Annotated in this window: 35 protein-coding genes; 30 read left to right on the top strand and 5 right to left on the bottom strand. The window is 39.4% G+C overall.

Features of this window, described 5'->3' with window-relative positions; all coding sequences use genetic code 11:
• Window positions 1-5 precede the first annotated feature (5 nt).
• From R8923_RS10910 to R8923_RS10885, 6 genes are all read left to right on the top strand, one after another.
• The gene (locus R8923_RS10910) at window positions 6-959 is read left to right on the top strand and encodes a hypothetical protein (protein ID WP_485872788.1); all 954 of its coding nucleotides are present in this window, start codon (window positions 6-8) and stop codon (window positions 957-959) included.
• 222 nt (window positions 960-1,181) lie between these two features.
• Complete coding sequence (gene rpsL, locus R8923_RS10905; protein WP_007474870.1) at window positions 1,182-1,601, top strand: 30S ribosomal protein S12; 420 nt, start codon at window positions 1,182-1,184, stop codon at window positions 1,599-1,601.
• Window positions 1,602-1,638: 37 nt separating this feature from the next.
• Window positions 1,639-2,109, top strand: coding sequence for a 30S ribosomal protein S7 (gene rpsG / locus R8923_RS10900; protein WP_007474868.1), 471 nt, complete (start codon window positions 1,639-1,641; stop codon window positions 2,107-2,109).
• 77 nt (window positions 2,110-2,186) lie between these two features.
• Window positions 2,187-4,274, top strand: coding sequence for an elongation factor G (fusA, locus tag R8923_RS10895; RefSeq protein WP_485872787.1), 2,088 nt, complete (start codon window positions 2,187-2,189; stop codon window positions 4,272-4,274).
• Window positions 4,275-4,409: 135 nt separating this feature from the next.
• On the top strand, window positions 4,410-5,597 hold the full coding sequence (tuf, locus tag R8923_RS10890; RefSeq protein ID WP_088810694.1) for an elongation factor Tu: 1,188 nt from the start codon (window positions 4,410-4,412) through the stop codon (window positions 5,595-5,597).
• 134 nt (window positions 5,598-5,731) lie between these two features.
• Window positions 5,732-6,730, top strand: coding sequence for a DUF4003 family protein (locus R8923_RS10885; protein WP_485872786.1), 999 nt, complete (start codon window positions 5,732-5,734; stop codon window positions 6,728-6,730).
• 224 nt (window positions 6,731-6,954) lie between these two features.
• Here R8923_RS10885 and R8923_RS10880 read toward each other — a convergent pair whose 3' ends face one another.
• From R8923_RS10880 to R8923_RS10860, 5 genes are all read right to left on the bottom strand, one after another.
• Window positions 6,955-8,265 (bottom strand): metallophosphoesterase, encoded by a 1,311-nt coding sequence (locus R8923_RS10880; RefSeq protein WP_485872785.1) that lies wholly within the window; start codon window positions 8,263-8,265, stop codon window positions 6,955-6,957.
• A gap of 50 nt (window positions 8,266-8,315) precedes the next feature.
• A complete protein-coding gene (locus R8923_RS10875; RefSeq protein ID WP_485872784.1) occupies window positions 8,316-9,296 on the bottom strand; it encodes a polyprenyl synthetase family protein in 981 nt (326 codons plus the stop codon).
• Window positions 9,296-9,853 (bottom strand): flavinylation system FAD exporter subunit EetB, encoded by a 558-nt coding sequence (gene eetB / locus R8923_RS10870; RefSeq protein WP_485872783.1) that lies wholly within the window; start codon window positions 9,851-9,853, stop codon window positions 9,296-9,298. Before eetB ends, R8923_RS10875 begins: the two co-directional genes overlap by 1 nt.
• Before the next feature lie 29 nt (window positions 9,854-9,882).
• A complete protein-coding gene (locus R8923_RS10865; RefSeq protein WP_485872782.1) occupies window positions 9,883-10,311 on the bottom strand; it encodes a NusG domain II-containing protein in 429 nt (142 codons plus the stop codon).
• A gap of 126 nt (window positions 10,312-10,437) precedes the next feature.
• Window positions 10,438-12,327: an FAD-dependent oxidoreductase gene (locus R8923_RS10860; protein WP_485872781.1), complete on the bottom strand. Its 1,890-nt coding sequence runs from the start codon at window positions 12,325-12,327 to the stop codon at window positions 10,438-10,440.
• A gap of 436 nt (window positions 12,328-12,763) precedes the next feature.
• On the opposite strand from R8923_RS10860, the gene pplA reads away from it, so the two are divergent.
• The 24 genes from pplA (at window position 12,764) to rpmD (ending at window position 25,863) form a co-directional block, all read left to right on the top strand.
• Entirely contained in the window at window positions 12,764-13,663 is a 900-nt protein-coding gene (pplA, locus tag R8923_RS10855) for an extracellular electron transfer flavoprotein PplA (protein WP_485872780.1), read from the top strand.
• Window positions 13,664-13,795: 132 nt separating this feature from the next.
• Window positions 13,796-14,860 (top strand): FAD:protein FMN transferase, encoded by a 1,065-nt coding sequence (locus R8923_RS10850; protein ID WP_485872779.1) that lies wholly within the window; start codon window positions 13,796-13,798, stop codon window positions 14,858-14,860.
• Window positions 14,861-15,823, top strand: a complete 963-nt coding sequence (gene menA, locus R8923_RS10845; RefSeq protein WP_485872778.1) for a 1,4-dihydroxy-2-naphthoate polyprenyltransferase — start codon at window positions 14,861-14,863, stop codon at window positions 15,821-15,823.
• Window positions 15,824-15,837: 14 nt separating this feature from the next.
• Window positions 15,838-16,635 (top strand): FAD export ECF transporter transmembrane subunit FmnA, encoded by a 798-nt coding sequence (gene fmnA / locus R8923_RS10840; protein ID WP_485872777.1) that lies wholly within the window; start codon window positions 15,838-15,840, stop codon window positions 16,633-16,635.
• Between the two features lie 438 nt (window positions 16,636-17,073).
• The gene (rpsJ, locus tag R8923_RS10835; protein ID WP_007474836.1) at window positions 17,074-17,382 is read left to right on the top strand and encodes a 30S ribosomal protein S10; all 309 of its coding nucleotides are present in this window, start codon (window positions 17,074-17,076) and stop codon (window positions 17,380-17,382) included.
• Between the two features lie 58 nt (window positions 17,383-17,440).
• The gene (gene rplC, locus R8923_RS10830; RefSeq protein ID WP_485872776.1) at window positions 17,441-18,070 is read left to right on the top strand and encodes a 50S ribosomal protein L3; all 630 of its coding nucleotides are present in this window, start codon (window positions 17,441-17,443) and stop codon (window positions 18,068-18,070) included.
• Window positions 18,071-18,095: 25 nt separating this feature from the next.
• On the top strand, window positions 18,096-18,719 hold the full coding sequence (rplD, locus tag R8923_RS10825) for a 50S ribosomal protein L4 (RefSeq protein ID WP_485872775.1): 624 nt from the start codon (window positions 18,096-18,098) through the stop codon (window positions 18,717-18,719).
• Window positions 18,719-19,003, top strand: a complete 285-nt coding sequence (gene rplW, locus R8923_RS10820; RefSeq protein WP_007474831.1) for a 50S ribosomal protein L23 — start codon at window positions 18,719-18,721, stop codon at window positions 19,001-19,003. Before rplD ends, rplW begins: the two co-directional genes overlap by 1 nt.
• Window positions 19,004-19,046: 43 nt before the next feature.
• Window positions 19,047-19,880, top strand: a complete 834-nt coding sequence (gene rplB / locus R8923_RS10815) for a 50S ribosomal protein L2 (RefSeq protein ID WP_485872774.1) — start codon at window positions 19,047-19,049, stop codon at window positions 19,878-19,880.
• A gap of 89 nt (window positions 19,881-19,969) precedes the next feature.
• Complete coding sequence (rpsS, locus tag R8923_RS10810) at window positions 19,970-20,248, top strand: 30S ribosomal protein S19 (RefSeq protein ID WP_007474827.1); 279 nt, start codon at window positions 19,970-19,972, stop codon at window positions 20,246-20,248.
• 20 nt (window positions 20,249-20,268) lie between these two features.
• Window positions 20,269-20,625, top strand: a complete 357-nt coding sequence (gene rplV, locus R8923_RS10805) for a 50S ribosomal protein L22 (protein WP_007474825.1) — start codon at window positions 20,269-20,271, stop codon at window positions 20,623-20,625.
• Between the two features lie 2 nt (window positions 20,626-20,627).
• Window positions 20,628-21,284, top strand: coding sequence for a 30S ribosomal protein S3 (gene rpsC, locus R8923_RS10800; protein WP_485872773.1), 657 nt, complete (start codon window positions 20,628-20,630; stop codon window positions 21,282-21,284).
• A gap of 2 nt (window positions 21,285-21,286) precedes the next feature.
• Window positions 21,287-21,721 carry a 50S ribosomal protein L16 gene (rplP, locus tag R8923_RS10795; RefSeq protein WP_485872772.1) on the top strand — a complete coding sequence of 145 codons (435 nt, stop codon included), beginning with the start codon at window positions 21,287-21,289 and terminating at the stop codon, window positions 21,719-21,721.
• A complete protein-coding gene (gene rpmC / locus R8923_RS10790; protein WP_007474820.1) occupies window positions 21,711-21,902 on the top strand; it encodes a 50S ribosomal protein L29 in 192 nt (63 codons plus the stop codon). Before rplP ends, rpmC begins: the two co-directional genes overlap by 11 nt.
• A gap of 28 nt (window positions 21,903-21,930) precedes the next feature.
• Window positions 21,931-22,194 (top strand): 30S ribosomal protein S17, encoded by a 264-nt coding sequence (rpsQ, locus tag R8923_RS10785; RefSeq protein WP_088810709.1) that lies wholly within the window; start codon window positions 21,931-21,933, stop codon window positions 22,192-22,194.
• A 60-nt stretch (window positions 22,195-22,254) separates the two neighbouring features.
• On the top strand, window positions 22,255-22,623 hold the full coding sequence (gene rplN / locus R8923_RS10780) for a 50S ribosomal protein L14 (protein WP_003723686.1): 369 nt from the start codon (window positions 22,255-22,257) through the stop codon (window positions 22,621-22,623).
• Between the two features lie 35 nt (window positions 22,624-22,658).
• The gene (rplX, locus tag R8923_RS10775; protein WP_007474807.1) at window positions 22,659-22,970 is read left to right on the top strand and encodes a 50S ribosomal protein L24; all 312 of its coding nucleotides are present in this window, start codon (window positions 22,659-22,661) and stop codon (window positions 22,968-22,970) included.
• Window positions 22,971-22,996: 26 nt separating this feature from the next.
• A complete protein-coding gene (rplE, locus tag R8923_RS10770; protein ID WP_007542993.1) occupies window positions 22,997-23,536 on the top strand; it encodes a 50S ribosomal protein L5 in 540 nt (179 codons plus the stop codon).
• Between the two features lie 29 nt (window positions 23,537-23,565).
• Window positions 23,566-23,751, top strand: a complete 186-nt coding sequence (locus R8923_RS10765) for a type Z 30S ribosomal protein S14 (protein ID WP_007474803.1) — start codon at window positions 23,566-23,568, stop codon at window positions 23,749-23,751.
• Window positions 23,752-23,782: 31 nt separating this feature from the next.
• Window positions 23,783-24,181: a 30S ribosomal protein S8 gene (gene rpsH / locus R8923_RS10760; protein ID WP_007474801.1), complete on the top strand. Its 399-nt coding sequence runs from the start codon at window positions 23,783-23,785 to the stop codon at window positions 24,179-24,181.
• Between the two features lie 29 nt (window positions 24,182-24,210).
• Entirely contained in the window at window positions 24,211-24,747 is a 537-nt protein-coding gene (gene rplF / locus R8923_RS10755) for a 50S ribosomal protein L6 (RefSeq protein WP_088810710.1), read from the top strand.
• 35 nt (window positions 24,748-24,782) lie between these two features.
• Window positions 24,783-25,142 (top strand): 50S ribosomal protein L18, encoded by a 360-nt coding sequence (rplR, locus tag R8923_RS10750; protein WP_088810711.1) that lies wholly within the window; start codon window positions 24,783-24,785, stop codon window positions 25,140-25,142.
• Window positions 25,143-25,163: 21 nt separating this feature from the next.
• Complete coding sequence (gene rpsE, locus R8923_RS10745; protein ID WP_007474795.1) at window positions 25,164-25,667, top strand: 30S ribosomal protein S5; 504 nt, start codon at window positions 25,164-25,166, stop codon at window positions 25,665-25,667.
• A 16-nt stretch (window positions 25,668-25,683) separates the two neighbouring features.
• Window positions 25,684-25,863, top strand: coding sequence for a 50S ribosomal protein L30 (gene rpmD, locus R8923_RS10740; protein ID WP_007474793.1), 180 nt, complete (start codon window positions 25,684-25,686; stop codon window positions 25,861-25,863).
• The last annotated feature ends 18 nt before the right edge of the window (window positions 25,864-25,881 follow it).

Below are 25,881 nucleotides of genomic sequence, written 5' to 3'. Positions count from 1 at the left end.
GAAAAATGGATTATTATGATGAGCTTGAAAAAGCATATGAAGTAGGGGTTGAAAGTAAAGAGGCACTCCCCATTTTAGAACGAGTCATTATGACGGCTGATGCTAATCATGATGTGTCAATCGGCATTGAAGCGCGCGATTTATTTGTTGAAGCGGCCGTTTTTAACGGTGAGTCGGTGAAACTCTTGCAGGCGTTTAGCTGGCTTGTGAAACAATACGAGGATGGAAATCAAGAGGTGAACACGTTTGACTTGCTTTGGAAGTATAAATGGGTTGGCGAAGAGATTCCCTACTTTGACGCGATTTCAAAACAGCAAATTGAAGCACTATTAAATGATATGAAGACGAAGTTTGAAGAAAATAATTATTCGCTACAACCTTACTACAAGGTGAAGACGCTTGTTGCCATTTATATGGGCGACAAACAAGTGGCAGAAGAATTTTTTGAGAAGTGGCAACATACAAAAGGCGACTATATGAGTGACTGCGCGGCGTGTGAAACGCATGAAAAAGCGCACTATTATGTTTTTATGGGTAAATATGCAGAGGCTATAAAAACGGCGAAACCAATTTTAAATGGAAGACAGAGATGCGCGGAAGTGCCACATTTAACTTATGGAATCATGTCAAAAGCGTTCTTAGAGTTAAATGAGGTTGAAAAAGCGAAAGAGTGCATAGATGCTGGCTATCCACTAGTGAAAGGTGAACCAGGTCTGCTCTTTTCGCTAGCAAGTCTAATCACAACTAGTATTAAACTCGGCGAAACCGACAGAGCATTAAACATGTTTGAGGAAAATGAGCATCTCGTTTGGGGTCGCGAAAATAATTTAAATAATTTCCTAGTGCTTCTAGCAATCTACCCGTTACTAGATGACGCAGAAAAGCGGGCACAAATTGCTGCTCAAGCTCGGAAATTCGATGAAAGAAATGGAAATACGTATTTCCAAGACCAACTTTGAGCCTAATTCCCCTGTTCTGAAGAGAGCAGGGGAATTGTGAATTTAGACAGAAAAAACTTGACACAAAACCCGGCAAGTGTTATTATATTCGAGGTGCCTCACCTATAGAGGTCTTGAAATAATGAATGTTGTAGTGCACATCTACAGCAGTTTTATTTTTTCGAAAAAATGAACCACCTGGATGTGTGGAACTACTAAACCGAGAAAGGAGGAACCTATCCAATGCCTACTATTAACCAATTAGTTCGCAAACCGCGTCAATCTAAATCTAAGAAATCTGACTCTCCAGCACTTAACAAAGGGCTAAACACTTTCAAGCGTGAACTTACTAACGTGAATTCGCCGCAAAAACGTGGTGTTTGTACTCGTGTTGGTACAATGACTCCAAAGAAACCTAACTCCGCGCTTCGTAAATATGCTCGTGTGCGCTTAAGTAACGGTATTGAAGTAACGGCTTATATCCCAGGTATCGGACACAACTTACAAGAGCACAGTGTTGTTCTTATTCGTGGTGGACGTGTAAAAGATTTACCAGGGGTACGTTATCATATCGTACGTGGTGCTCTTGACACTGCTGGTGTTGAAAATAGAGGACAAAGCCGTTCTAAATATGGAACGAAAAAACCTAAAGCAAGCAAATAATTCTTAAAATTTTATCCTTATGAAAGGAGGATATCCAATGCCTCGTAAAGGTCCTGTTGCTAAACGTGACGTGTTGCCAGATCCTATTTATAATTCGAAATTGGTAACTCGCTTAATTAATAAAATGATGGTTGATGGTAAACGTGGAAAATCCCAAGCGATTTTATACGCTGCTTTTGACATTATTAAAGAAGAAACTGGTAATGATCCAATGGAAGTTTTTGATCAAGCGATTAAAAATATCATGCCTGTTCTTGAAGTAAAAGCTCGTCGTGTCGGTGGTGCAAACTATCAGGTTCCAATCGAAGTACGTCCAGATCGTCGTACAACGCTTGGTCTTCGTTGGTTAGTAAACTATGCACGTCTTCGTGGTGAAAGAACGATGGAACTTCGTCTTGCGCGCGAAATTATGGATGCTGCTAACAATACGGGTGCTTCCGTTAAGAAACGTGAAGATACTCATAAAATGGCAGATGCAAACAGAGCATTCGCTCACTATCGTTGGTAATAATCATTTTTATCAATATAAATTAAACTCGAAAAGGCTAATCGCCTAAAAACGTTTTATGGAAGGAGAAAGAAAACATGGCAAGAGAGTTCTCCTTAGAAAAGACTCGTAATATTGGTATTATGGCGCACATCGATGCGGGTAAAACTACTACTACTGAGCGTATTCTTTTCTATACAGGGCGTATTCACAAAATTGGTGAAACGCATGAAGGTGCCTCCCAAATGGACTGGATGGAGCAAGAGCAAGAACGTGGTATCACAATCACTTCTGCTGCGACAACAGCTCAGTGGAATGGCTACCGCGTAAATATCATTGATACACCTGGACACGTAGACTTCACAGTTGAAGTTGAACGTTCGCTTCGTGTACTTGATGGTGCTGTTGCGGTTCTAGATGCACAATCTGGTGTAGAACCACAAACAGAAACAGTTTGGCGTCAAGCTACTACTTACGGGGTTCCTCGTGTAGTATTCGTCAACAAAATGGATAAAATTGGTGCAGATTTCTTGTATTCTGTAGGCACTTTACATGATCGTCTTGATGCAAATGCACATCCAATTCAATTACCAATTGGTGCTGAGGATACTTTCACTGGTATCATCGATTTAATTGAAATGAATGCACTATACTATGAAGACGATTTAGGCAACGATCCTCATATTAAAGAAATTCCTGAAGATATGAAAGATCTTGCTGAAGAATATCATGGTAAACTAATCGAGGCAGTTGCTGAACTTGATGAAGAACTTATGATGAAATATCTTGAAGGTGAAGAAATTACGAAAGATGAGCTTAAAGCGGCAATCCGTAAAGGAACACTTGCAGTTGAGTTTTATCCAGTAGTATGTGGTACAGCGTTCAAAAACAAAGGTGTTCAACCAATGCTTGATGCTGTTATCGATTACCTTCCAGCGCCAACTGACGTTCCTTCTATCAAAGGTATTTTACCTGATGGTGAAGAATCTGAACGTCATGCTAGTGACGAGGAACCATTCTCTTCTCTAGCATTTAAAGTTATGACTGACCCTTATGTAGGTCGTTTAACTTTCTTCCGCGTTTACTCTGGTACTTTGAACTCTGGTTCTTACGTACAAAACTCAACAAAAGGTAAACGTGAACGTGTAGGTCGTATCTTGCAAATGCACGCCAATCACCGTGAGGAAATCGATATCGTTTACTCTGGTGACATCGCTGCTGCTGTAGGTCTTAAAGACACTACAACTGGGGACACTCTATGTGATGAAAAGAACCAAATTATCTTAGAATCTATGGAATTCCCAGAACCAGTTATCTCGGTTGCGATTGAGCCTAAATCAAAAGCTGACCAAGATAAAATGGGTCAGGCTCTTGCTAAATTAGCAGAGGAAGATCCAACTTTCCGTACTGAAACAAATACGGAAACTGGGCAAACTATCATCTCTGGTATGGGTGAACTTCACTTGGATATCCTAGTTGACCGTATGAAACGTGAATTCCGCGTTGAGGCTAACGTAGGTGCCCCACAAGTATCTTATCGTGAAACATTCCGCACATCAGCACAAGTCGAAGGTAAATTCGTTCGTCAATCTGGTGGTCGTGGTCAATATGGTCACGTTTGGATCGAGTTCGCTCCTAACGAAGAAGGTAAAGGTTTTGAATTTGAAAATGCAATTGTCGGTGGGGTTGTTCCACGTGAATACATTCCAGCTGTTCAAGCAGGTCTTGAAGGCGCACTAGATAATGGTGTACTTGCAGGCTATCCGCTAATTGATATCAAAGCAAAACTTTATGATGGATCTTACCATGACGTTGACTCCAACGAAATGGCATTTAAAGTAGCTGCAAGCATGGCGCTTCGTAACGCTGCTAAAAAATGTGATCCAGTTATTTTAGAACCAATCATGTCTGTTGAAGTTGTTATCCCAGAAGAATATCTTGGTGATATTATGGGTAACATTACAAGCCGTCGTGGACGTGTAGATGGTATGGAAGCTCGCGGAAACGCTCAAGTTGTTCGTGCTTTCGTTCCACTTGCTGAAATGTTCGGTTATGCAACTGACTTACGTTCTGCAACTCAAGGTCGTGGTACTTACACAATGCAATTTGATCACTACGAAGAAGTTCCTAAATCTATTGCAGAAGACATTATCAAGAAAAACGGTGGAAACAAAGACGAAGATTAATCTCTTCTGATTTAACGCAATGAATTGCATTTTTGCTCAATTTCTTGTATAACATTAGTTAGAAGTATCTACTAAATGAATTTCATTTAGTGACTTAAATATCATTTTTTCAAACATTGAGGAGGATTTTATAAAATGGCAAAAGAAAAATTTGACCGCTCTAAACCCCATGTTAACGTTGGTACAATTGGACACGTCGATCATGGTAAAACTACTTTAACAGCAGCTATCACTACTGTTTTATCTAAAAAAGGTTTTGCACAAGCTTCTGCATATGACCAAATTGATGGTGCTCCAGAAGAACGCGAACGTGGAATCACAATCTCTACAGCACACGTAGAGTACGAAACTGAAAACCGTCACTATGCACACGTTGACTGCCCAGGACATGCTGACTATGTTAAAAACATGATCACTGGTGCTGCACAAATGGACGGTGGTATCTTAGTAGTATCTGCTGCTGATGGTCCAATGCCACAAACTCGTGAGCATATCTTACTTTCTCGTCAAGTAGGTGTTCCTTACATCGTTGTATTCTTAAACAAATGCGACATGGTTGATGATGAAGAATTATTAGAATTAGTTGAAATGGAAGTTCGTGATCTATTATCTGAATACGAATTCCCTGGTGATGACATTCCTGTAATTAAAGGTTCTGCTCTTAAAGCTCTTGAAGGTGACGCAGCTTGGGAAGAAAAAATCTACGAATTAATGGATGCAGTAGATTCTTATATCCCAACTCCAGAACGTGATAAAGCTAAACCATTCATGATGCCAGTTGAGGATGTATTCTCTATCACTGGTCGTGGTACAGTTGCAACTGGACGTGTTGAGCGTGGTGAAGTTCGTGTTGGTGATGAAATCGAAATCATCGGTATCGAAACTGAAACTTCCAAAACAACTGTTACAGGTGTAGAAATGTTCCGTAAGCTTCTTGATTATGCTGAAGCTGGCGACAACATTGGTGCATTACTTCGTGGTGTTGCACGTGAAGATATTCAACGTGGTCAAGTTTTAGCTAAACCAGGTTCGATTACTCCACACACTAACTTTAAAGCTGAAACTTATGTTTTATCTAAAGAAGAAGGTGGACGTCATACTCCATTCTTCAACAACTACCGTCCACAATTCTATTTCCGTACAACTGACGTAACTGGTATTGTTACTTTACCAGAAGGTACTGAAATGGTTATGCCTGGCGATAACGTAGAATTAACTGTTGAATTAATCGCGCCAATCGCGATTGAAGATGGTACTAAATTCTCTATCCGTGAAGGTGGACGTACTGTAGGCGCTGGCGTTGTTTCCAGCATCCAAAAATAATTAATCGTTATTTCAAAACCAACAGGACTTTTTGTTCTGTTGGTTTTTTTGTGCATAAAATAAAAGCAGCAGGCATATATAATGCTTGCTGCTTTTTTGATATAATAGAGAAAAAATAAAGGAGTTGCAGCAATTTGGAAAGAGAACAAAGCTATGTAGACGGACTGACACAATTACTTTTAGAAAATTATGAGCTTGTTCGGACAAGTAAAGTAAACTTTGTTGATAAGCGAATCCGTTTTTTAATTGCTAGACTATTTACTGGGAAAAATGAAGTGATTGACCCAAAGCGTTTTTTTGAGTTAAATGGTTTAATCAAAAGTGAACTAGGTTTTTTTACAAGTTTAAACGGGAATGTTCGCGCGTCACTTTCAGGGCTTTTACTGGCTGATGGATTAGAGGATACCGCAGTTGTAAAACAACTAATTAGAAATTACCGAGAACTTGTTGATGTGAAATTTAGTCGATCAGAGTTTACTTATTTTGCAGCATATTTACTTTTAAAGCAAGAAAATCAAGATGTGCCAGAAATAGCAAAACGGGCAAAAGAAATTCATAAATGCTTAAAGAAATTTCATCCGTTTTTAACGGGAGCAGAAGATGCCACCTCAAGCGTTATGCTTGCTACACTAGACGCTAAGCTTTCGCCTCAAGAGATTGCTGATATTGTGGAATTTTATTTTCAAGAGTTTGCAGACCTTGATTTTCATAAAAACAATGGTTTACAAGCACTAGCAGCCACTTCGGCACTCCTTTATGGAAAAAAAGACCGGACTTTTGTTGCGCGTGTTAGGTCGCTTCTAAACGAACTAGATAAAAATGACATGAAAGTAAAGGAATTATACTATAATACAATTGGAATTTTGGCCTATGTTTTAGATGGGAATAAACTAGATTCTCGTTTTTTTGAATTAGTAACAGGACTTAGTGAATTACGAGGCTTGAAATTTTTAGGAAAGACCTTTACAACAGCTTTAGCGATGAGTTTATATACAGAAGAAATTACGGGGCAAATGAATCAAGAGCAAGTGGAAAACTTGATGGTAAGTGTGCATGTGCTTATTGCTATGGAACAAGCGGGTGCAGTAGCCGCGACAGCCGCAGCAAGTGCCGCTGCAGCCAGCAGTTCGTAAAGTTTATTTTTTACGGGAATGGACAATAAAAGACAGCAAGGAGATAGTCTATTACTTTTTCGCTGTCTTTTATTGTATCGAGTAAGTGAACTGAGATAAAATCGTTTCATTAAGAATGCCACTTCCTCGTGAAAGAGGGGAATTCAATGGAAAAAATTGAAGTGACGTTCGTTACGAAATTTATATGAAAATAGTGCAATAAAAAAGAGCCTGGAGGCTCTTTTTTACTTACCAGTCCATTCGTCGTTGGAGTGCGCTGGCTTGCTACTTGTACTTAAAACATAGGTTTTTAAAAAACTAGCAGGTGCTTTTTGCCATAATGGAAGACCACTTGATTTAGGCGGCGCTACGCCGGCAAAGTAAGATAAGTTATTAAGTGCCATCGTATCAGCCATTTTTTCCTTTTCAAGAGTGGTATAGTCTTCAAAATCATCACTCGTAGTAAGGTCCTCCATCGCTTTTCCGTAGCCATTCAAATAAAATTGATCATAATCTTTTTTATTAAAAGAAGCGAATTTGGCGTCAGTAAGTCCATTTTTTTTCGCGTATGCCTCCAAATTTACTTTCCCCGTCTGATAACGAAAAAGAGCGTTTTCCCCCGTATAAGTGATTTTTCCATATTTGTGAGGGTAAACAGAGAGCGCATTCGTTGTAATATCGGTGAGAGAGCCTTTTGTAGCAATGTTTTGCGTATGAATATGACCACTCAAGGCGAAAGTGAAGTTTGCTTTTTTAAAAGTGTTTTGGACATCTTCAGCGTAATTAATGGTGTAGCCTTGCCTTAGAACCTCGCTATGGTCGAGTAAATTATGGTGCATGACGGGAATAACTTTAACGCCATTTTCTTTTGCTAAAGCGGCAGCCTCAGAAATCCACTCAAGCGTTCCAGTTGTGAGCCCGCCGTCTGTTTGCGGAGAACCAAGCTGCATATTACTCTTATAATGATTAGTATCAAGCATAAGGAGCCAAACGTCCTTTGACGCGGGTGCTAGGTAGCTAAGTGAAAATTTATCTTTTGAAATGGCTTCTTTTAGGCCGAAATCTTCATAAATTTTGGCGAAATCTTGTTCCGTAATGCTTTCCGTTTTATATTGCTCATCTGCTTTGAAACTTCTCGCCCAAGGATTATTAATATCATGGTTGCCTGGAATCACATAGACATCAGTGCCCGTTTTTTCAATGTTTTTTAGCTTTTTAGCTAAATTTTCATGGCTTTTTCGTTCACCATTATTCGTTAAATCGCCACTTAAAATTAAAATATCCGTTTTATCTTGCTTGACATTAGCTAAGAAAGCATCTGTCATTTCATCGCTTACTTGGAGGGCTTTCCCGTCTCCTGATGCCACATAGGTATTGAATGCTGGACCAAAATCCGTTAGTTCTGGTGCCAAATAATGAATATCTGTCGCCACTTGAATAGAAATATCCGTTTTATTTTTAATCGGATGAATGGTTTGTTTTGCCTCGCTAGATGAACATGCAGCAAGGTAAGCGCATGCGCTAAGTAACAATATAATCAGTGTAAAACGTTTCATGCAACTTCCTCCTTTGATAAAATATTCACAAGCACATTTGTGCAGAAAAATTAAATTTTCCGCGTAAGGATTTCATTTGTAAGGCGCCCAAGAATTTCTTTGTAACCACCCTCAGGCAATTTCGAAATTTCTTTTTGAGCCTTTTTCGTGTATTTCTGTGCCAAATCAAACGCTTTTTCAACGCCCTTGTGTTTTTCGATTAATTCAAGGAGCATCTTTAAATCGTCATCCGTCATCGCTTCTTTTTTAGAAAGTAAAGGTTCAAACTCACTTTTTTGTCCGCGCATTGCATAAATAAGCGGTAGCGAATAAACGCCTTGCAAGACATCGTTCAAGACAGGTTTTCCAAGTCCCGCATCTGAACTCGTATAATCCAAAACATCATCAATAATTTGGAAAGCCATTCCCAAATAATGCCCGATATTCCAAGCTTTCATCGCCATCTTTCGCGAGGCCTTACTCGCCGTCGCGCCAGAATAGCAACTAAGCGCAAAAAGTTGTGCCGTTTTCCCAGATATCCGCGACAAATACGCCTTCACCGACACGTCAAGATTGTAGCGCATCCGCATTTGGTCCAGCTCACCCATTAAAATCTTCTCGATATTGCGACTGCTAAACTCAATATTTTGTAGCGACTCAGAGTGTTTTGACAAAATTTTGAAACAAACCGTAAATAAATAATCGCCAGTATAAACCGCGTAATGGTTCCCGTAGCGAGAATGAATCGTAGGCTCCCCGCGTCTAAGTGGCGATTCGTCTACCACGTCATCGTGAATGAGCGTAGCCATATGTAAAACTTCAAGAGCTGCCGCAATCGAAATCGCCCGTTCGCGCTCATAATCTGGCCCGATCTCTGCCATCAAAAGCGCATATGCTGGACGAAGTAATTTGCCACCTGCATGAATGAGCGACTGTACATTTTGGTTCACACGCTTATCGCGAATTTGAATATTTTTTTCAATTGTAGTTAACACATCTTTTAAATCAGTTTTTAAATCTGGGTACGAAGCCCACATGGAATGAAGTTGCATCATGAAACTCCTTTTTTATTTATTAAAGCCTGTTCTTTCTTGGCATCGAAAAACGTGCGTAATGTTTGTACGTTCTGAAGTAAATAGTTCGCTGCAATCCCAATTGCAATCCCAGATAAAATCCCGATAAACGAAAGGACAGGTAAGTAGAGCATAACGTTCCAAGATCCAGCAATCCAGCTTGCCACAACAAGTTGACCAACATTATGCAAAATTCCGCCTGTCGTACTCACACCAATAATACTGACTCGTTTTGGCCCGAGCTTCTGCACCGCCCACATACCAACAAAACTAAGTAAAGCTCCCGCCGCGCTGTATAAAAACGTCGAAATTGTCCCACCTAAAAGTGTTGAAAGCACAAGCCTGATACAGACAATCATAAAAGCATCTTTCGTTGATAACGTATATAAAGAAATACACGTTATAATATTTGATAACCCCAGTTTAGCACCAGGCGCAAAAGCGAATGGGAAGGGGATAGCTCGTTCTAGCAAGCTAATGACAACCGCCTGAGCCGCCAAAAGCGCTATATAAACTAGACGTTTATTTTTAGTCATCAACATTCACAATCCTTTTTTTATAAAAATTAAGAAGAAATAATCATATCGTCATCGTTTGATGTCCCGTCAGTCGCTTTGACCTCAATAACAACTTTATGCGGCAAGCAAACAATCGTTTCGCCAAGCTTTCCGACCGCGCCAGTGCGAACGCAAACTTGATCCCCGCAATTTGCCTTACTAATCCTGATTTTTTCATCCTTAACTTCAATTGTATTGTAGTCGCCATCCTCTTGTGTAATTGTAAAAGTATCCGTTCCAGAGTGCCCCGTCAAATCAACGCGCTTATATTCCTTCCCGTCAACTGTAATAACTGCGACAAGCGTCTTATCCGCCCCGTCATCTGGCGCATTTGCTTGTACATAAGAAAAAATAGCTAGAGGCAGAAAAGAGAGCAGACTAAGCGTAATAACGATGATAACATCAAAGCGCCGAATCATTTTTAAATATGGTTTCACATCTTTGCCCCCTCTAAACATTTTTTCTAACCTTATTGTAAAGGATTTTGCATAAAAAATATACCTTAAATGAAAAGAAAAGATAAGCGAAAGGACGAGCCTCTCGCTTATCTCGAAATTGTATCGTTATTTGCCTGAATCGCGGTAAATAGCGCGAGGTTTACCATACCACCAGTGGCCAAGGTGTTTTTGGAACCAAGGAACAACCCAGTAGTCTAAACCGAATGTGCGGCCAGCACCGTTTAACATAGCAATAGAAGCAGGTAGTGCCCAGAATTTGTCCCAACCAAGCATAGCGCTTAATGTGAACATTGCTAGGAAACCAATACTTCCTGCGCTTGCTAACCAAGTGAACAGACCCACAACAAGTGCAAGACCGATAGCCAATTCCACGAAAGGAACAACTTTTTGCATAAATACAGCTACGTCTTGATTTGGCATAATAATTTTCATAATCCATTCAAACCAACCAGGCATGTGGCTGAAAATTGGTGTTGTAACGTTTTGCGCCGCATCACCCGCTGCATCACCAGCAGCTTGGCTTGCGCCAGACGTTGCCGCAGTTTGCAACCAAGAGAATGGCATTTTCGATGTTTCAGCAGTTAACCAAGAATCAGGACCCAATCCTTGGAATAATGGTTTTAAGTTTGTAAGACTAACTTTATCCCATGTGCTTTCACCATAAATTTTTGCAAGTGCTTCATCAACCCAGAACCAGCCAAGATAAATACGTAGTGGCAAGCTCCAAAGTACATTTCCATAACGGGAAGTCCAGCCGCGGAAAATGTTACGGTGGTCGCGAATATGGAAGAACTCATGGACGATATACTGCCACATATAGTAACCACTGCGAATTCCGAAGAAGTAGTACAAGTTTACCATGTGTTTCATAAAGATAGCGAACCAACCAGATAAATGCATGCTACCTAGATGGGCAACACCATACTTAGCGCCAATGGAAACCATGACACCATGATATTTCCCGTGGAAAGCTTCTTTTTGTCCGCCGCTGATTTCAGCAATAATGCTTTTTGCAGCAGTCATACCTGTTTGTTCGGCAGCTTCAACGATTTGAGGAGTAGGTTTTCCTTCTTCATCTTCGAAGTAAGCTAGGTCACCGATAACATAAGTGTTTTCGAATTTTTCAGCTTCCATGTATTGGTTAACTTTAAGTCGTCCAGCACGAGCTGTTTCCATACCATAATCTTTAGTATCAGAGTTAGCACGAACACCCGCTGTCCAGATTAAAGTATGAGTTGGAAGTTCTTCGCCAGATTTTAAAATGATGCTTTCAGGTTTAACCTCAACAATAGCAGCTTCTTTAAGGATTTTTATGCCTTTTTTCACCATGTATTTTTCAGCTTTATCGGCATCACGGCGTTCAAGCATATTCAAAATTGTTGGAGCAGCCTCGACAACCATTAACTCAATTTCATCTTGGTCAATTTTGTTATCTTTTGCAAGACGGTCTTTCCATTCAAGCAATTCGCCGACCATTTCGATACCAGTGAAACCTGAACCACAAACGACAAAGCGAAGCATCGCTTTACGTTTTTCAACGTCTTGTTCGCGACTTGCTTTTGTTACAGTTTCTTCGATGTGTGTACGCAAACGAACAGAATTTTCCCAAGACCATAACGTGAAGCCATTTTCAGCAACACCAGGCGTCCCGAAATCATTTGGCTCTCCGCCCATACCTAATACAAGGTAATCAAACGGATAAGTGCCGTTTTCTGTCACAACCACTTTCTTGTCGTGGTCAACATTTGTCACATTGTCTGTAACAAGATTTACTTTCGTGCGATTGAATAAACGACGCAAGTCATACTGAATGGCTGTAGGTTCTACGCGCCCACCAGCAACCTCATGTAATTCAGTCATCATTGTATGGTACGAATGACGGTCGATAAGCGTGATTTTAACGTCTTTGTCTTTTTTGTACTTTTTCGCTAACTTCTTAGCTGCATGTACACCTGCATACCCTGCCCCTATTAGAACGATATTTTTTTCAGGCATATGCTTTCTCAACTCCTTGTTTATTTTTTCACAAAAATAGTATTAGTTCAATAACCAAAATATAGTAATAACCTAACATAGTGTAACAGAAAAGAGGGGGGATTGTCTACATAATATATAGGAATAAGAGCATAAAAAACAAAAATAGTTCTTTCTTATAAAAAAGCCAATTTTTATGGTTAAAAACTCCTCATTTTTTATAGGCGAAAGGTCTGTTTTGTTGTTTTTATACAATTAAATCTACAAAATTGAATAAAAAAATAAGCCGAACGTCATTTTTTGAAAATTTATGGAATTAAGTAATTTTAATAAACCTAGACAAACCTAGTACTTGATGTTATTATTTGTATGTATCGTGATATCGCTTTTGCAGTCTATCTTATATTGCTCGTGATATCACAAACATTTTAATCAAACCAAAAGGTGGGAGCAAATTATGAAATTGAAAAAAGTGGCAATGGGCCTTACGGTAGTTGTAGCGTCCAGTATGTTATTAGTAGCTTGTGGAAATGACAACAGTTCAGACAAAAAATCTAGTGAAGAACCTAAGCAAACTGAAACAAAGAAAACTGAAGCTAAAACTGACGGTACAATGACAGACGGCACTTACAAATTAGAAGAAAAAAATTATGATGATAAAGGCTGGAAAGCTTTTGCGTCAATCGAAGTAAAAGATGGTAAAATTACTAAAGCTAACTACGATTACAAAAATAAAGATGGCGAATTGAAATCTGAAGACGCTGACTATGAAAAAGCAATGAAAGATAAAGTAGGTACAGGTCCTCAAGAATACTTAAAACAATTAAGCGATTCATTAGTTAAATCACAATCAGCTTCTGGTGTAGATGTTGTAACAGGAGCAACTCATTCTTCTGAAACATTCATTAACTATGCGAACCAATTAATCCAAGCTGCACAAAAAGCTGATACAACTACTATTTCTATCAACAATGGTGCTGAATTGCAAGATGGTAAATACAATCTTGAAGAACAAAACTATTCACACGGATACCGCGCTGTTTTCGCTATGGAAGTTAAAGATGGTAAAATCGTAACTTCTGATTACAACTATGTAAACGAAGATGGTCAAAAGAAAACAGACGATGCTGATTATGAAAAGAACATGAAAGCAAAATCTGGTACTGGTCCACAAGAATACATCCCAGCATTAAACAAATCTTTAGTTGACAAACAAAGCCCAGCTGAAGTAGATACTGTTTCTGGTGCTACAAGTTCTTCTAACCAATTCAGAATTTATGCAGCACAACTTGAAAATGCAGCACAAAATGGCGACACTGATACAATTAAAGTTTACAATAAAGTAGAAGAAGAGTAAGATTAGCAATTAACTTAAAACACAGAACACCCTTAAAGTTTATGCGAACTTTAAGGGTGTTTTAATATAGCGCTTGAATAAAATTTACGCTATAGTGTAAGAAGCAATAGAAAAATTGAAAGGTGTTCGCGCATGAAGAAAATCTTTTTTTTAACAGGACTTATTTTTATTTTATTATTAAGTGCATGCTCAGAGGAAAAAGAACAGACCGAGTTGCTGGATCAGCCTTATTCGAAAACAGAATTTTTAATGGGAACGGTCGTTACATTAAAAGTCTACGATAAAGGAAAAGAAGAGGCGATTAATAAGAGCTTTGAGCGCGTTAAAAAGCTTGCCGCCGAAATTACAACGAGTGATGCAGGTAAGTCTGAAATTGATAAAGTCAATCAAAATGCAGGAATAAAGCCAGTTAAAGTTACGTCAGATATGTTCTATCTTGTTGAAGAAGGAATTAAATATAGTAAAGCATCTGATGGTGATTTTGATATTACGGTAGGGCCGTTAACAGATTTGTGGCACATTGGTTTTTCAGATGCAAAAAAACCAACAGAGGCTGAAATTCAGGCGGTTCTGCCGCTAATAGATTATAAGAAAGTAGAAATGAACGAAAAAAATCAAACAATTTATTTGCCGGAAAAAGGTATGGCGCTAGATTTAGGTGGTATTGCAAAAGGTTATATTGCTGATGAGGTAAACAAAGTCATGAAAGACGAGGGTGTAACGTCGGCAATTATTGATTTAGGTGGCAATATTTTTGTGCGCGGCAATAATCCAAAAGGCGATAACTGGACAATAGGTATTCAAAATCCATTTGAAGCTCGCGGGCAAACAATTGGGAAATTGCCGGGTTCGGATATTTCGGTCGTAACATCAGGGATTTATGAGCGCTATTTAGAAGTTGATGGAGTAAAATATCATCACATTTTAAGTCCATTTACAGGCTATCCGTGCAACAATGAACTTGCGGGCGTTAGTATCGTTTCGAAAAAATCAATTGATGGTGATGGACTCTCTACTGCTGTTTTCATGAAGGGCGTCAAAGGCGGTATGGAGTATGTCGATTCATTTCCGGATGTGGAAGCCATTTTTGTAACGAAAGATAAGAAAGTATATGTGACAGATGGCTTGAAAGATAAATTTGAACTTACTAATAAGGCGTTTAAAATGGCCGAGCTAGATGGGAAGGAGGGGGAATAATTGACGTTTCGGACGTTTTTAGAACTAGTTGAAATTCGTACGAAAATTGCAAGTGTATACCCATTTATGTTCGGGACACTGTATGTGCTTTATGAATATCAAGTATTCAACTGGCAAAATACAATTATTTTCTTCCTCGCGATGCTGATTTTTGATTTAACCACAACGGCGATTAATAATTATATGGACTACCGTAAAGCAACAAATAATCATGACTATGATTTCCGTAAAACAAGTAATATAATTGGGCAAAAGGAAATTCCGGAACTTACGGTCATCATTTTAATTTTTGCGATGTTTTTCATCGCAACTGGGCTAGGGGTTTGGCTTGTTTTTAGGACTGACTTGCTCGTTCTTTTGATTGGGTTCGTATGTTTTTGTATTGGTATTTTATATACGTTTGGTCCGGTGCCACTTTCGCGTATGCCACTTGGCGAAATTTTTTCTGGCGTGACAATGGGGTTTGGCATTTTTTTCCTCGCTGTCTATGTAAATGCGTTTGACGCGGGGATTGCGAACCTCGTCTGGCAAGGTGAGTGGATCAACATTCGCTTCAACCTGTTAGAAATCATTCAAATCGCTGTTGTTTCGCTTCCTTGTATCTTCACGATTGCAAATATCATGCTGGCAAATAACTTATGCGATCTCGATGAAGATATTCGTAACCATCGATACACACTCCCTTATTATATTGGAAGGAAAATGGGGGTTCTCTTGTTCAACGTGCTTTATTACGCGTCATTCTTAGCCGTAGTTGTAGCCGTTCTACTTGGATACTTGCACCCAGTCATGCTGCTCGCGCTTATTGTGATTCTACCAGTTTACAACAATTTGAAAAAATTCAATCAAGAGCAGGTGAAAGCGAAAACGTTTATTATTGGCATTAAAAATTTTGTGATGATTAACGCTTCGCTAACCGTCTTAATGGCGATTAGTGTTGGCATTGTTTACTTCACGCGTTAAAGGAGAGAGCGGAAATGATAGATAAGCTTATATTTGGTCGTTTTGTTCCAGGTCAGTCGCTCATCCATGCGTTAGATGCGCGAACAAAGCTACTAGCAGGATTTTATTTCATTGGTATTCTATTTTTAGCAAATAACATCCAAACTTATGCGCTCATGATTTTATTTACGCTCATGGTTATTATGATGACAGGTATCAAAATTAAAGTTTTTATAAAAGGTGTTAGACCACTTATTTGGCTGATTCTATTCACGGTAATGATGCAAATGCTTTTTACAAGTGGTGGTACGATTTATTTAGATTTTGGTCCATTCGTAATCTCTTCTTTTGGAATTCTAAATGGTGTTTACGTATTCATCCGTTTTACGCTTATCATCATTTTGTCTACAGCGATTACTTTAACTACAACGCCGATGGATTTAACGGATGCAATTGCGTATCTTTTACAACCTTTTAAATATGTTAAAATGCCTGTCCAAGATATCGCGCTCATGTTGTCTGTCGCTTTGCGTTTTATTCCAACGTTAATGGAAGAAACAGATAAAATTATGAAAGCCCAGCGTGCCCGCGGTGTCGAATTCGGTGAAGGGAATTTATTTGAACAAATGAAAGTAGTCGTCCCAATATTCATCCCATTGTTCGTCAGCTCGTTTAATCGGGCTGAGGAATTAGCGGATGCAATGGAAGTTCGTGGCTATCAGGGTGACAAAGAGAGGACGCGCTTTAAAATTCTCCACTTCCATTTAAATGATGTAATAGCATTATTTGTACTTATTCTATTAACTGCGATGCTAATTTTATTCCGAACTTAAAATCTAGGAATCTTCAAGGATGAAGATTCCTAGATTTTTTGCAAAAATTGCACTTTATATTAGACGTGATTGCGTCTCGTAAACTCATTAATAGAAGATAATACTTGTTTTTTTAAAACCCATGTCTTTCTTGTAATTGTTTGGTCTTATGCTTTTAAAAAATAAGATAGGAACGAACGCTTGTTTTTAAACTAAAGAGAAAGTCAAACTTTTTTCAAAAAGCGGTTGATTACAAGGGGCAACACGTGTATAATAGATAAAGTGCAAATGAGTAGGCATCCGTCTGCCCTTTTGTATGAGCACCCCTAATCTATTGGGGCGCAAGATGTGATGAAGTGGAAGGTTGCTGACACACCCGGCCGCTTTGCCATGGCGGGTACTCAGGTAATTTCTACGGAGAATGTCTATTTTAAAAGTAGGCGAGAAGGAGGGAAAATAATGGCAAAACAAAAAATTCGTATTCGTTTAAAAGCTTATGATCACCGTATTCTAGATCAATCGGCTGAGAAAATTGTGGAAACTGCGAAACGTTCTGGTGCTTCTGTATCTGGTCCGATTCCACTTCCAACAGAGAAATCTGTATACACAGTTTTACGTGCGGTTCACAAATACAAAGATTCGCGCGAACAATTCGAAATGCGTACGCATAAACGTTTAATCGACATCGTCAATCCAACACCACAAACTGTGGATAGCTTGATGCGTTTAGACTTGCCAAGCGGTGTAGATATCGAAATTAAACTATAATAAACTCTTGGGTAATTTTTGCCCGAAAAAAATCAACTATTAACAGGAGGTGTGACTCATGACCAAAGGAATCTTAGGTAGAAAAGTAGGGATGACTCAAGTTTTCACTGAAAATGGAGAATTAATTCCAGTAACGGTAATTGAAGCAGCTAATAACGTTGTACTTCAAAAGAAAACTGTTGAAACTGACGGCTACGAAGCGGTACAAATTGGCTTCGAAGACAAACGTGAAGTTTTATCAAACAAACCCGAAAAAGGTCATGTAGCAAAAGCCAATACTACTCCTAAGCGCTTCATTCGCGAATTCCGCGATGTTAACTTAGACGAGTATGAGATTGGTTCTGAAGTAAAAGTAGACGTATTCGCAGAAGGTGACATCATCGACGCGACCGGCGTATCAAAAGGTAAAGGGTTCCAAGGTGTAATTAAACGCCACGGACAATCTCGCGGGCCTATGGCTCACGGTTCTCGTTACCACCGTCGCCCTGGTTCAATGGGTCCTGTAGCGCCTAACCGTGTTTTCAAAAATAAACTTCTTCCAGGTCGTATGGGTGGAGATCAAATCACTATCCAAAACTTGGAAATCGTAAAAGTAGACGTAGAAAAGAACTTGCTTTTAATTAAAGGTAACGTTCCTGGTGCGAAAAAATCATTAGTTCAAATTAAAACTGCTATTAAAGCAAAATAATTTATTTGGAAAGGAGGACTAACGAATGCCAAAACTAAGCTTACTTAAACAAGATGGTTCTAAAGCTGGCGAAATTACATTAAATGATGCTGTCTTCGGTATCGAACCGAATGAAAAAGTAGTTGTTGATGTGATTTTGAGCCAACGAGCTTCCTTACGTCAAGGAACTCATAAAGTAAAAAATCGTTCTGAAGTACGTGGTGGTGGACGTAAACCATGGCGTCAAAAAGGTACTGGTCGTGCCCGTCAAGGCTCGATTCGTTCCCCGCAATGGCGCGGAGGTGGTGTCGTATTCGGCCCAACACCTCGTTCATATGCATACAAGTTACCAAAGAAAGTTCGCCGTTTAGCGGTTAAATCAATCCTATCTTCTAAAGTGAAAGACGAAAACGTTCTTGTACTTGAAAACTTAGCGTTTGATACACCTAAAACAAAAGATTTTGCGGCTTTCCTTAAAAATATCTCTGTAGATTCTAAAGCTTTAATTGTAGTTGCTGGAGAAAGCGAAAACGTAGAATTATCTGCACGCAACATCCAAGGCATTACAGTTATCCCAGCTGAAAGTATCTCAGTACTAGAAGTTGCTAGTCATGATAAATTAATCATCACTAAAGCAGCTGTTCAAAAGATAGAGGAGGTGCTTGCGTAATGGATGCACGCGACATCATTAAGCGCCCAGTCGTAACAGAGGAATCTACAAGTATTCTTGATGACAAGAAATATACTTTTGAAGTAGACACTCGAGCAACGAAATCTCAAATTAAACATGCGATTGAAGAAATTTTTGAAGTTGACGTTGTAAAAGTAAACGTTATGAACTACAAAGGTAAAAAGAAACGCATGGGTCGTTACGTTGGCTATACAAACAAACGTCGTAAAGCGATTGTTACACTTAGTGCTGACAGTAAAGAAATTCAACTTTTTGAAGTTTAAAACGAACGTTTAGAATAAAAAAATCTAACGAGGAGGGAAAAAAATGGCGATTAAAAAGTACAAACCTACCACAAATGGCCGCCGTCATATGACAAGTTCTGATTTTGCTGAGATTACAACTAGTACTCCAGAAAAATCTTTACTACGTCCTATGAAAAAGAAGGCTGGTCGTAACAACCAAGGTAAGTTAACTGTTCGTCATCACGGTGGCGGTCATAAACGTCAATACCGTGTGATCGATTTCAAACGTAATAAAGATGGCGTTCCAGGTCGTGTGGCAACAATCGAATACGATCCTAACCGCTCTGCAAATATTGCGTTAATCAACTACGCTGATGGAGAAAAACGCTACATCATCGCAGCAAAAGGTCTTGAAGTAGGCCAAACAATTCACTCTGGAGCAGAAGCAGACATTAAAGTCGGTAACGCTTTAGAACTCAAAGATATTCCAGTGGGTACAGTTATCCATAATATCGAATTAAAACCTGGTAAAGGTGGACAATTAGTTCGCTCTGCCGGCACAAGTGCACAAGTACTTGGTAAAGAAGGAAAATATGTTCTAATTCGTCTTAACTCTGGTGAAGTTCGCATGATTCTTGCTACTTGCCGTGCTACTATCGGTCAAGTTGGAAACGAACAACACGAACTTATCAACATCGGTAAGGCTGGACGTAGCCGTTGGTTAGGCAAACGCCCAACTGTACGTGGTTCCGTTATGAACCCTAACGATCACCCACACGGTGGTGGTGAAGGTAAAGCGCCAATCGGACGTAAATCTCCAATGTCACCATGGGGTAAACCAACTCTTGGTTACAAAACACGTAAGAAAAACAATAACTCCGATAAATTTATCGTACGTCGTCGTAAAGGTAAATAATATCTGGATTAATATGACTAAATTAAAGTTAGCAGGACAGCACGGAGAAATGCTCCGAGCTGCCTGACTATACGAAGGGAGGTTCCGTCATGGGTCGTAGTTTGAAAAAAGGACCTTTTGTCGATGATCACTTGATGAAGAAAGTGGAAGCTGCTAATGAAAGCGACAAAAAACAAGTTATTAAAACTTGGTCTCGTCGTTCCACAATCTTCCCAGTATTTGTAGGTCAAACAATCGCTGTATATGATGGACGTAAACACGTTCCTGTTTATATCCAAGAAGATATGGTAGGACATAAATTAGGTGAATTTGCACCAACTCGTACTTACCGTGGCCACGCGGCAGACGATAAGAAAACTAGACGATAATTCGAGAGGAGGCTATCTAAATGGCAAATGAAGTTACAAGCGCAAAAGCCGTTGCCAAAACGGTACGTATTGCTCCTCGTAAAGCGAGAATCGTTATTGATTTAATCCGAGGTAAGCAAGTAGGCGAAGCAATCGCAATTTTGAAGTTCACTCCAAAAGCGGCTTCACCAATTATTGAAAAAGTATTAAAATCTGCTATGGCTAACGCTGAGCACAATTATGATTTAGACGTGAATAGTTTAGTTGTATCTGAAGCTTTCGTAGATGAAGGTCCAACTCTTAAACGTTTCCGTCCACGTGCACAAGGTCGTGCAAGTGCAATTAATAAACGTACTAGCCACATCACAGTTGTGGTATCTGAAGTGAAGGAGGGATAACGTTGGGTCAAAAAGTACATCCAATAGGTATGCGTATCGGTGTCATTCGTGACTGGGATTCTAAATGGTACGCTGAAAAAGAATATGCGGACTTCTTACATGAAGATCTACGCATTCGTGATTTTATCGCAAAACGTCTTGCTGATGCTTCTGTTTCACGTGTTGAAATTGAACGTGCAGCTAATCGTGTAAACATTACAATTCACACTGCAAAACCTGGTATGGTAATTGGTAAAGGTGGTTCTGAAGTTGAAGCACTTCGTAAATCACTAAACGATTTAACAGGCAAACGCGTACACATCAATATCGTTGAAATTAAACGTGCTGATTTAGACGCTAAACTAGTTGCAGAAAATATTGCTAGACAACTTGAAGGTCGTGTTTCCTTCCGTCGTGCGCAAAAACAAGCAATTCAACGTACTATGCGTGCTGGAGCAAAAGGAATTAAGACTCAAGTATCTGGTCGTCTTGGCGGAGCTGATATTGCTCGTGCTGAACATTATAGCGAAGGAACAGTACCTCTTCATACATTGCGTGCAGATATTGACTACGCATGGGAAGAAGCTGACACAACTTACGGTAAATTAGGCGTTAAAGTTTGGATTTATCGCGGTGAAGTCCTTCCTACGAAGAAAAACAATGTGGAAGGAGGAAAATAATAATGTTAGTTCCAAAACGTGTTAAATATCGTCGTGAGTTTCGTGGTAACATGCGCGGACGTGCAAAAGGCGGAACTGAAGTAGCATTTGGTGAATATGGTCTTCAAGCAGTTGAAGCTTCTTGGATTACTAACCGCCAAATCGAAGCTGCTCGTATCGCTATGACTCGTTACATGAAACGTGGCGGTAAAGTTTGGATTAAAATTTTCCCTCATAAATCTTACACTTCTAAACCAATCGGGGTTCGGATGGGTAAAGGTAAAGGTGCTCCGGAAGGCTGGGTAAGCCCAGTTAAACGTGGCAAAATTATGTTCGAAATCGCAGGTGTTTCTGAAGAAGTTGCGCGTGAAGCGTTACGTCTAGCGTCACACAAACTGCCGGTCAAAACTAAGATCGTAAAACGTGAAGAAATTGGTGGTGAAGCAAATGAAAGCTAATGATATCCGTGAACTATCCACTACCGAAATCAAAGATCAAGAAAAAGCGCTAAAAGAAGAGCTTTTCAACCTGCGCTTTCAATTAGCTACAGGACAATTGGAAAACACTGCACGTATTAGAGAAGTACGTAAATCTATCGCGCGTATGAAAACAATTGTTAAAGAAAGAGAACTTGCTTAAAAAGAAAATCGTAAGGAGGTTTTAATGCATGACTGACCGTAATCAACGTAAAATTTATACAGGTCGCGTAGTATCCGACAAAATGGATAAAACAATCACTGTAGTAGTTGAAACATACAAAAAGCATGGCTTGTATGGTAAACGCGTTAAGTATTCGAAAAAGTTCAAAGCGCATGATGAAAATAACACTGCTAAAGCTGGCGATATCGTTCGCATCATGGAAACTCGCCCTCTATCCGCAACTAAACGCTTCCGTTTAATTGATGTAGTAGAAGAAGCAGTAATTATCTAACGTTTATTATAAAAATAAGAAATTATTTCTTACCCGTTATTCTGGAAGGAGGGTGTCCTAATGATTCAACAAGAAAGTCGTATGAAAGTGGCTGATAACTCTGGCGCGCGTGAAGTGCTAACTATTAAAGTGCTAGGTGGATCAGGACGCAAAACTGCTAACATTGGCGATGTTGTCGTGTGTACCGTTAAACAAGCAACACCAGGCGGCGTTGTCAAAAAAGGTGAAGTTGTTAAAGCAGTAATCGTTCGTACTAAGAGTGGAGCACGTCGTCAAGATGGTTCTTACATCAAATTTGATGAAAATGCATGTGTCATTATCCGTGATGATAAAAGTCCTCGTGGAACACGTATTTTTGGACCTGTTGCTCGCGAACTTCGTGAAAACAACTTTATGAAGATCGTTTCTTTAGCTCCAGAAGTTCTTTAAAAAACAAGTTTCAAACCAAGGAGGTGCTAAGACTAATGCATGTCAAAAAAGGTGATAAAGTACAAGTTATTACTGGTAAAGATAAAGGCAAATCCGGCAAAATCCTTGCTGCATTTCCAAAAAAAGATCGTGTAATTGTTGAAGGAATCAACATGGTGAAAAAACATACGAAACCTTCCAACATCAATCCACAAGGTGGAATCTTGAATGTTGAGGCACCAATTCACGTATCAAACGTAATGCTTATCGATCCTAAAACTGGCGAACCTACTCGTGTAGGCTATGAAGTAAAAGGCGATAAAAAAGTACGTGTAGCTAAAAAATCCGGTGAAGTAATCGATAAATAAGTATTTGAGGAAGGAGGCAACATTACATGAATCGCCTTAAAGATCGCTATCTTAAGGAAATTGTTCCTGCTATGATGAGCAAGTTTAACTATTCTTCCGTTATGGAAGTACCAAAAATTGAAAAAATCGTAATCAACACTGGTGTTGGTGACGCAGTAGCAAACGCTAAAGTTTTAGACAGTGCTGTTGAAGAATTAGCTTTAATCACTGGTCAAAAACCTGTAATCACAAAAGCAAAAAACTCTATCGCTGGTTTCCGTCTTCGTGAAGGAATGCCAATTGGCGCTAAAGTAACGCTTCGTGGTGAGCGTATGTATGATTTCTTAGACAAATTAATTACTGTTTCGCTTCCACGTGTACGTGACTTCCGTGGTGTTTCGAAAAAAGCTTTCGACGGCCGTGGAAACTATACGCTGGGTGTGAGAGAACAATTAATTTTCCCTGAAATTGATTATGATCAAGTGTCTAAAGTTCGAGGTATGGATGTAGTTATTGTTACAACTGCCAAAACTGATGAAGAATCCCGTGAGTTATTAACTCTAGCTGGAATGCCGTTTCAAAAATAATCAATAATTAAAAGTAGGGAGGCGAAAACGTGGCTAAAAAGTCAATGATCGCTAAGCAAAAACGCGAACCAAAATTCGCAGTTCAAGCGTATACTCGTTGCGAACGTTGTGGACGTCCACATTCCGTTATTCGCAAATTCAAATTATGCCGTATTTGTTTCCGTGAACTTGCCTATAAAGGTCAAATTCCCGGCGTAAAAAAAGCAAGCTGGTAAGTTAAAGTTTAAGGAAGGAGGGTAATTACACATGGTGATGACAGATCCAATTGCAGATTTTCTAACTCGTATCCGTAATGCGAACATGGTAAAGCATGATAAATTAGAATTACCTGCATCTAAAATCAAGAAAGAAATCGCTGAAATCTTGAAACGTGAAGGTTTTGTACGCGATGTTGAGTATATCGAAGACGACAAACAAGGTACTATCCGTGTTTTCTTAAAATATAGTCCGTCTGGCGAACGTGTAATCACTGGTTTGAAACGTATCAGTAAACCAGGTCTGCGTGTATACGCTAAATCAAATGAGGTGCCTAAAGTACTTAACGGTCTTGGTATCGCAATCGTATCAACTTCTCAAGGTGTTTTGACTGATAAAGAAGCTCGCGCTAAACAAGTTGGCGGAGAAGTTCTAGCATACGTTTGGTAAGAAATATATAACACAAGGAGGTGCGGAAAATGTCCCGTATCGGTAAAAAGCCTATTACAATTCCTGCCGGTGTAACTGTTACACTTGACGGAGCTAAGGCTACAGTTAAAGGTCCTAAAGGTGAACTCGTTAAAGAGTTTAATCCAGATATTAAAATTGATATTGAAGGAAGCGAAATTAACATTTCCCGTCCAACTGATAATAAAACTCATCGTGCTCTTCATGGTACGACTCGTGCAATCTTAAATAACATGGTTGTCGGAGTGTCTGAAGGCTACGAAAAAACTTTAGAATTAATCGGTGTCGGTTACCGTGCACAAAAGCAAGGTTCTAAACTTGTTCTTAATGTAGGTTACTCTCATCCAGTAGAATTCGAAGCGCCAAAAGGTGTAGAAATTGATGTTCCTGCAAATACGAAAATCATTGTTAAAGGCTTCAATAAAGAACACGTTGGTGAACTAGCTGCGAACATTCGCGCTGTGCGTCCGCCTGAACCATATAAAGGTAAAGGTATCCGCTATGAAGGTGAATATGTACGCCGCAAAGAAGGTAAAACTGGTAAATAATGCCGCATAGGCTATTTAGAGAAGAGGTGAGTCGTGTGATTACCAAAATCGACAAAAATAAAGTTCGTAAAAAAAGACATGCTCGTGTTCGTTCTAAAATTACTGGAACTGAAAGTCGTCCGCGTTTAAACGTTTTTCGTTCTAATAAAAATATTTATGCTCAATTAATTGACGATGTAAATGGCGTAACACTTGTAAGTGCATCGAATTTAGATAAAGATTTCGCATCTAGCGAATCAAAAGTTGATGCTGCTAGCAAAGTTGGCGAATTAGTCGCAAAACGTGCTTCTGAAAAAGGAATTTCTGCTGTTGTATTCGACCGCGGAGGCTACTTATATCATGGTCGCGTAAAAGCTCTTGCTGAAGCTGCTCGTGAAAACGGATTACAATTCTAATAAGAAGGAGGGAAACCTTGCATGGCTGAAATTATTGATGGAAACAAATTAGATTTAGAAGAACGCGTTGTTACAATCAACCGTGTTGCTAAAGTAGTTAAAGGTGGTCGTCGTTTCCGCTTCACAGCACTTGTTGTTGTTGGTGATAAAAACGGTCACGTGGGCTTCGGTACTGGTAAAGCACAAGAAGTTCCAGACGCTATTCGTAAAGCTGTTGAAGATGCGAAGAAAAACATGGTATTCGTACCAACTGTTGACACAACAATTCCGCATACAGTTGTAGGTCACTTCGGTGGAGGAGAAATCCTTCTTAAACCTGCAAGCGCCGGTTCTGGTGTAACTGCTGGTGGTCCTGTTCGTGCCGTACTTGAGCTTGCTGGTGTTGCAGATGTATCTTCCAAATCACTTGGATCAAATACACCTATTAACATGGTGCGTGCTACAATCGACGGTATTAAACAACTTAAAAAAGCTGAAGAAGTTGCAAAACTTCGCGGTAAAACTGTAGAAGAATTGCTAGGATAAGGAGGGAATTATCATTATGGCTAAATTAGAAATCACTCTAAAACGTAGCTTAATCGGTCGTCCCGAACCACAACGTAAAACTGTTCAAGCATTAGGTCTTGGTAAAACAAATTCCGTTGTCGTTAAAGAAGATAATCCTGCAATTCGTGGGATGATTAACAAAGTTAGTCATCTTCTGGACGTTAAAGAAGTTTAAGCGAAATTTTCAAATGTA

The sequence above is a fragment of the Listeria tempestatis genome, from assembly GCF_963575625.1.
Classification (GTDB): domain Bacteria; phylum Bacillota; class Bacilli; order Lactobacillales; family Listeriaceae; genus Listeria; species Listeria tempestatis.
Note: the sequence above shows the minus strand (reverse complement) of the source record. Positions and strands in the feature narration are given on the sequence as shown.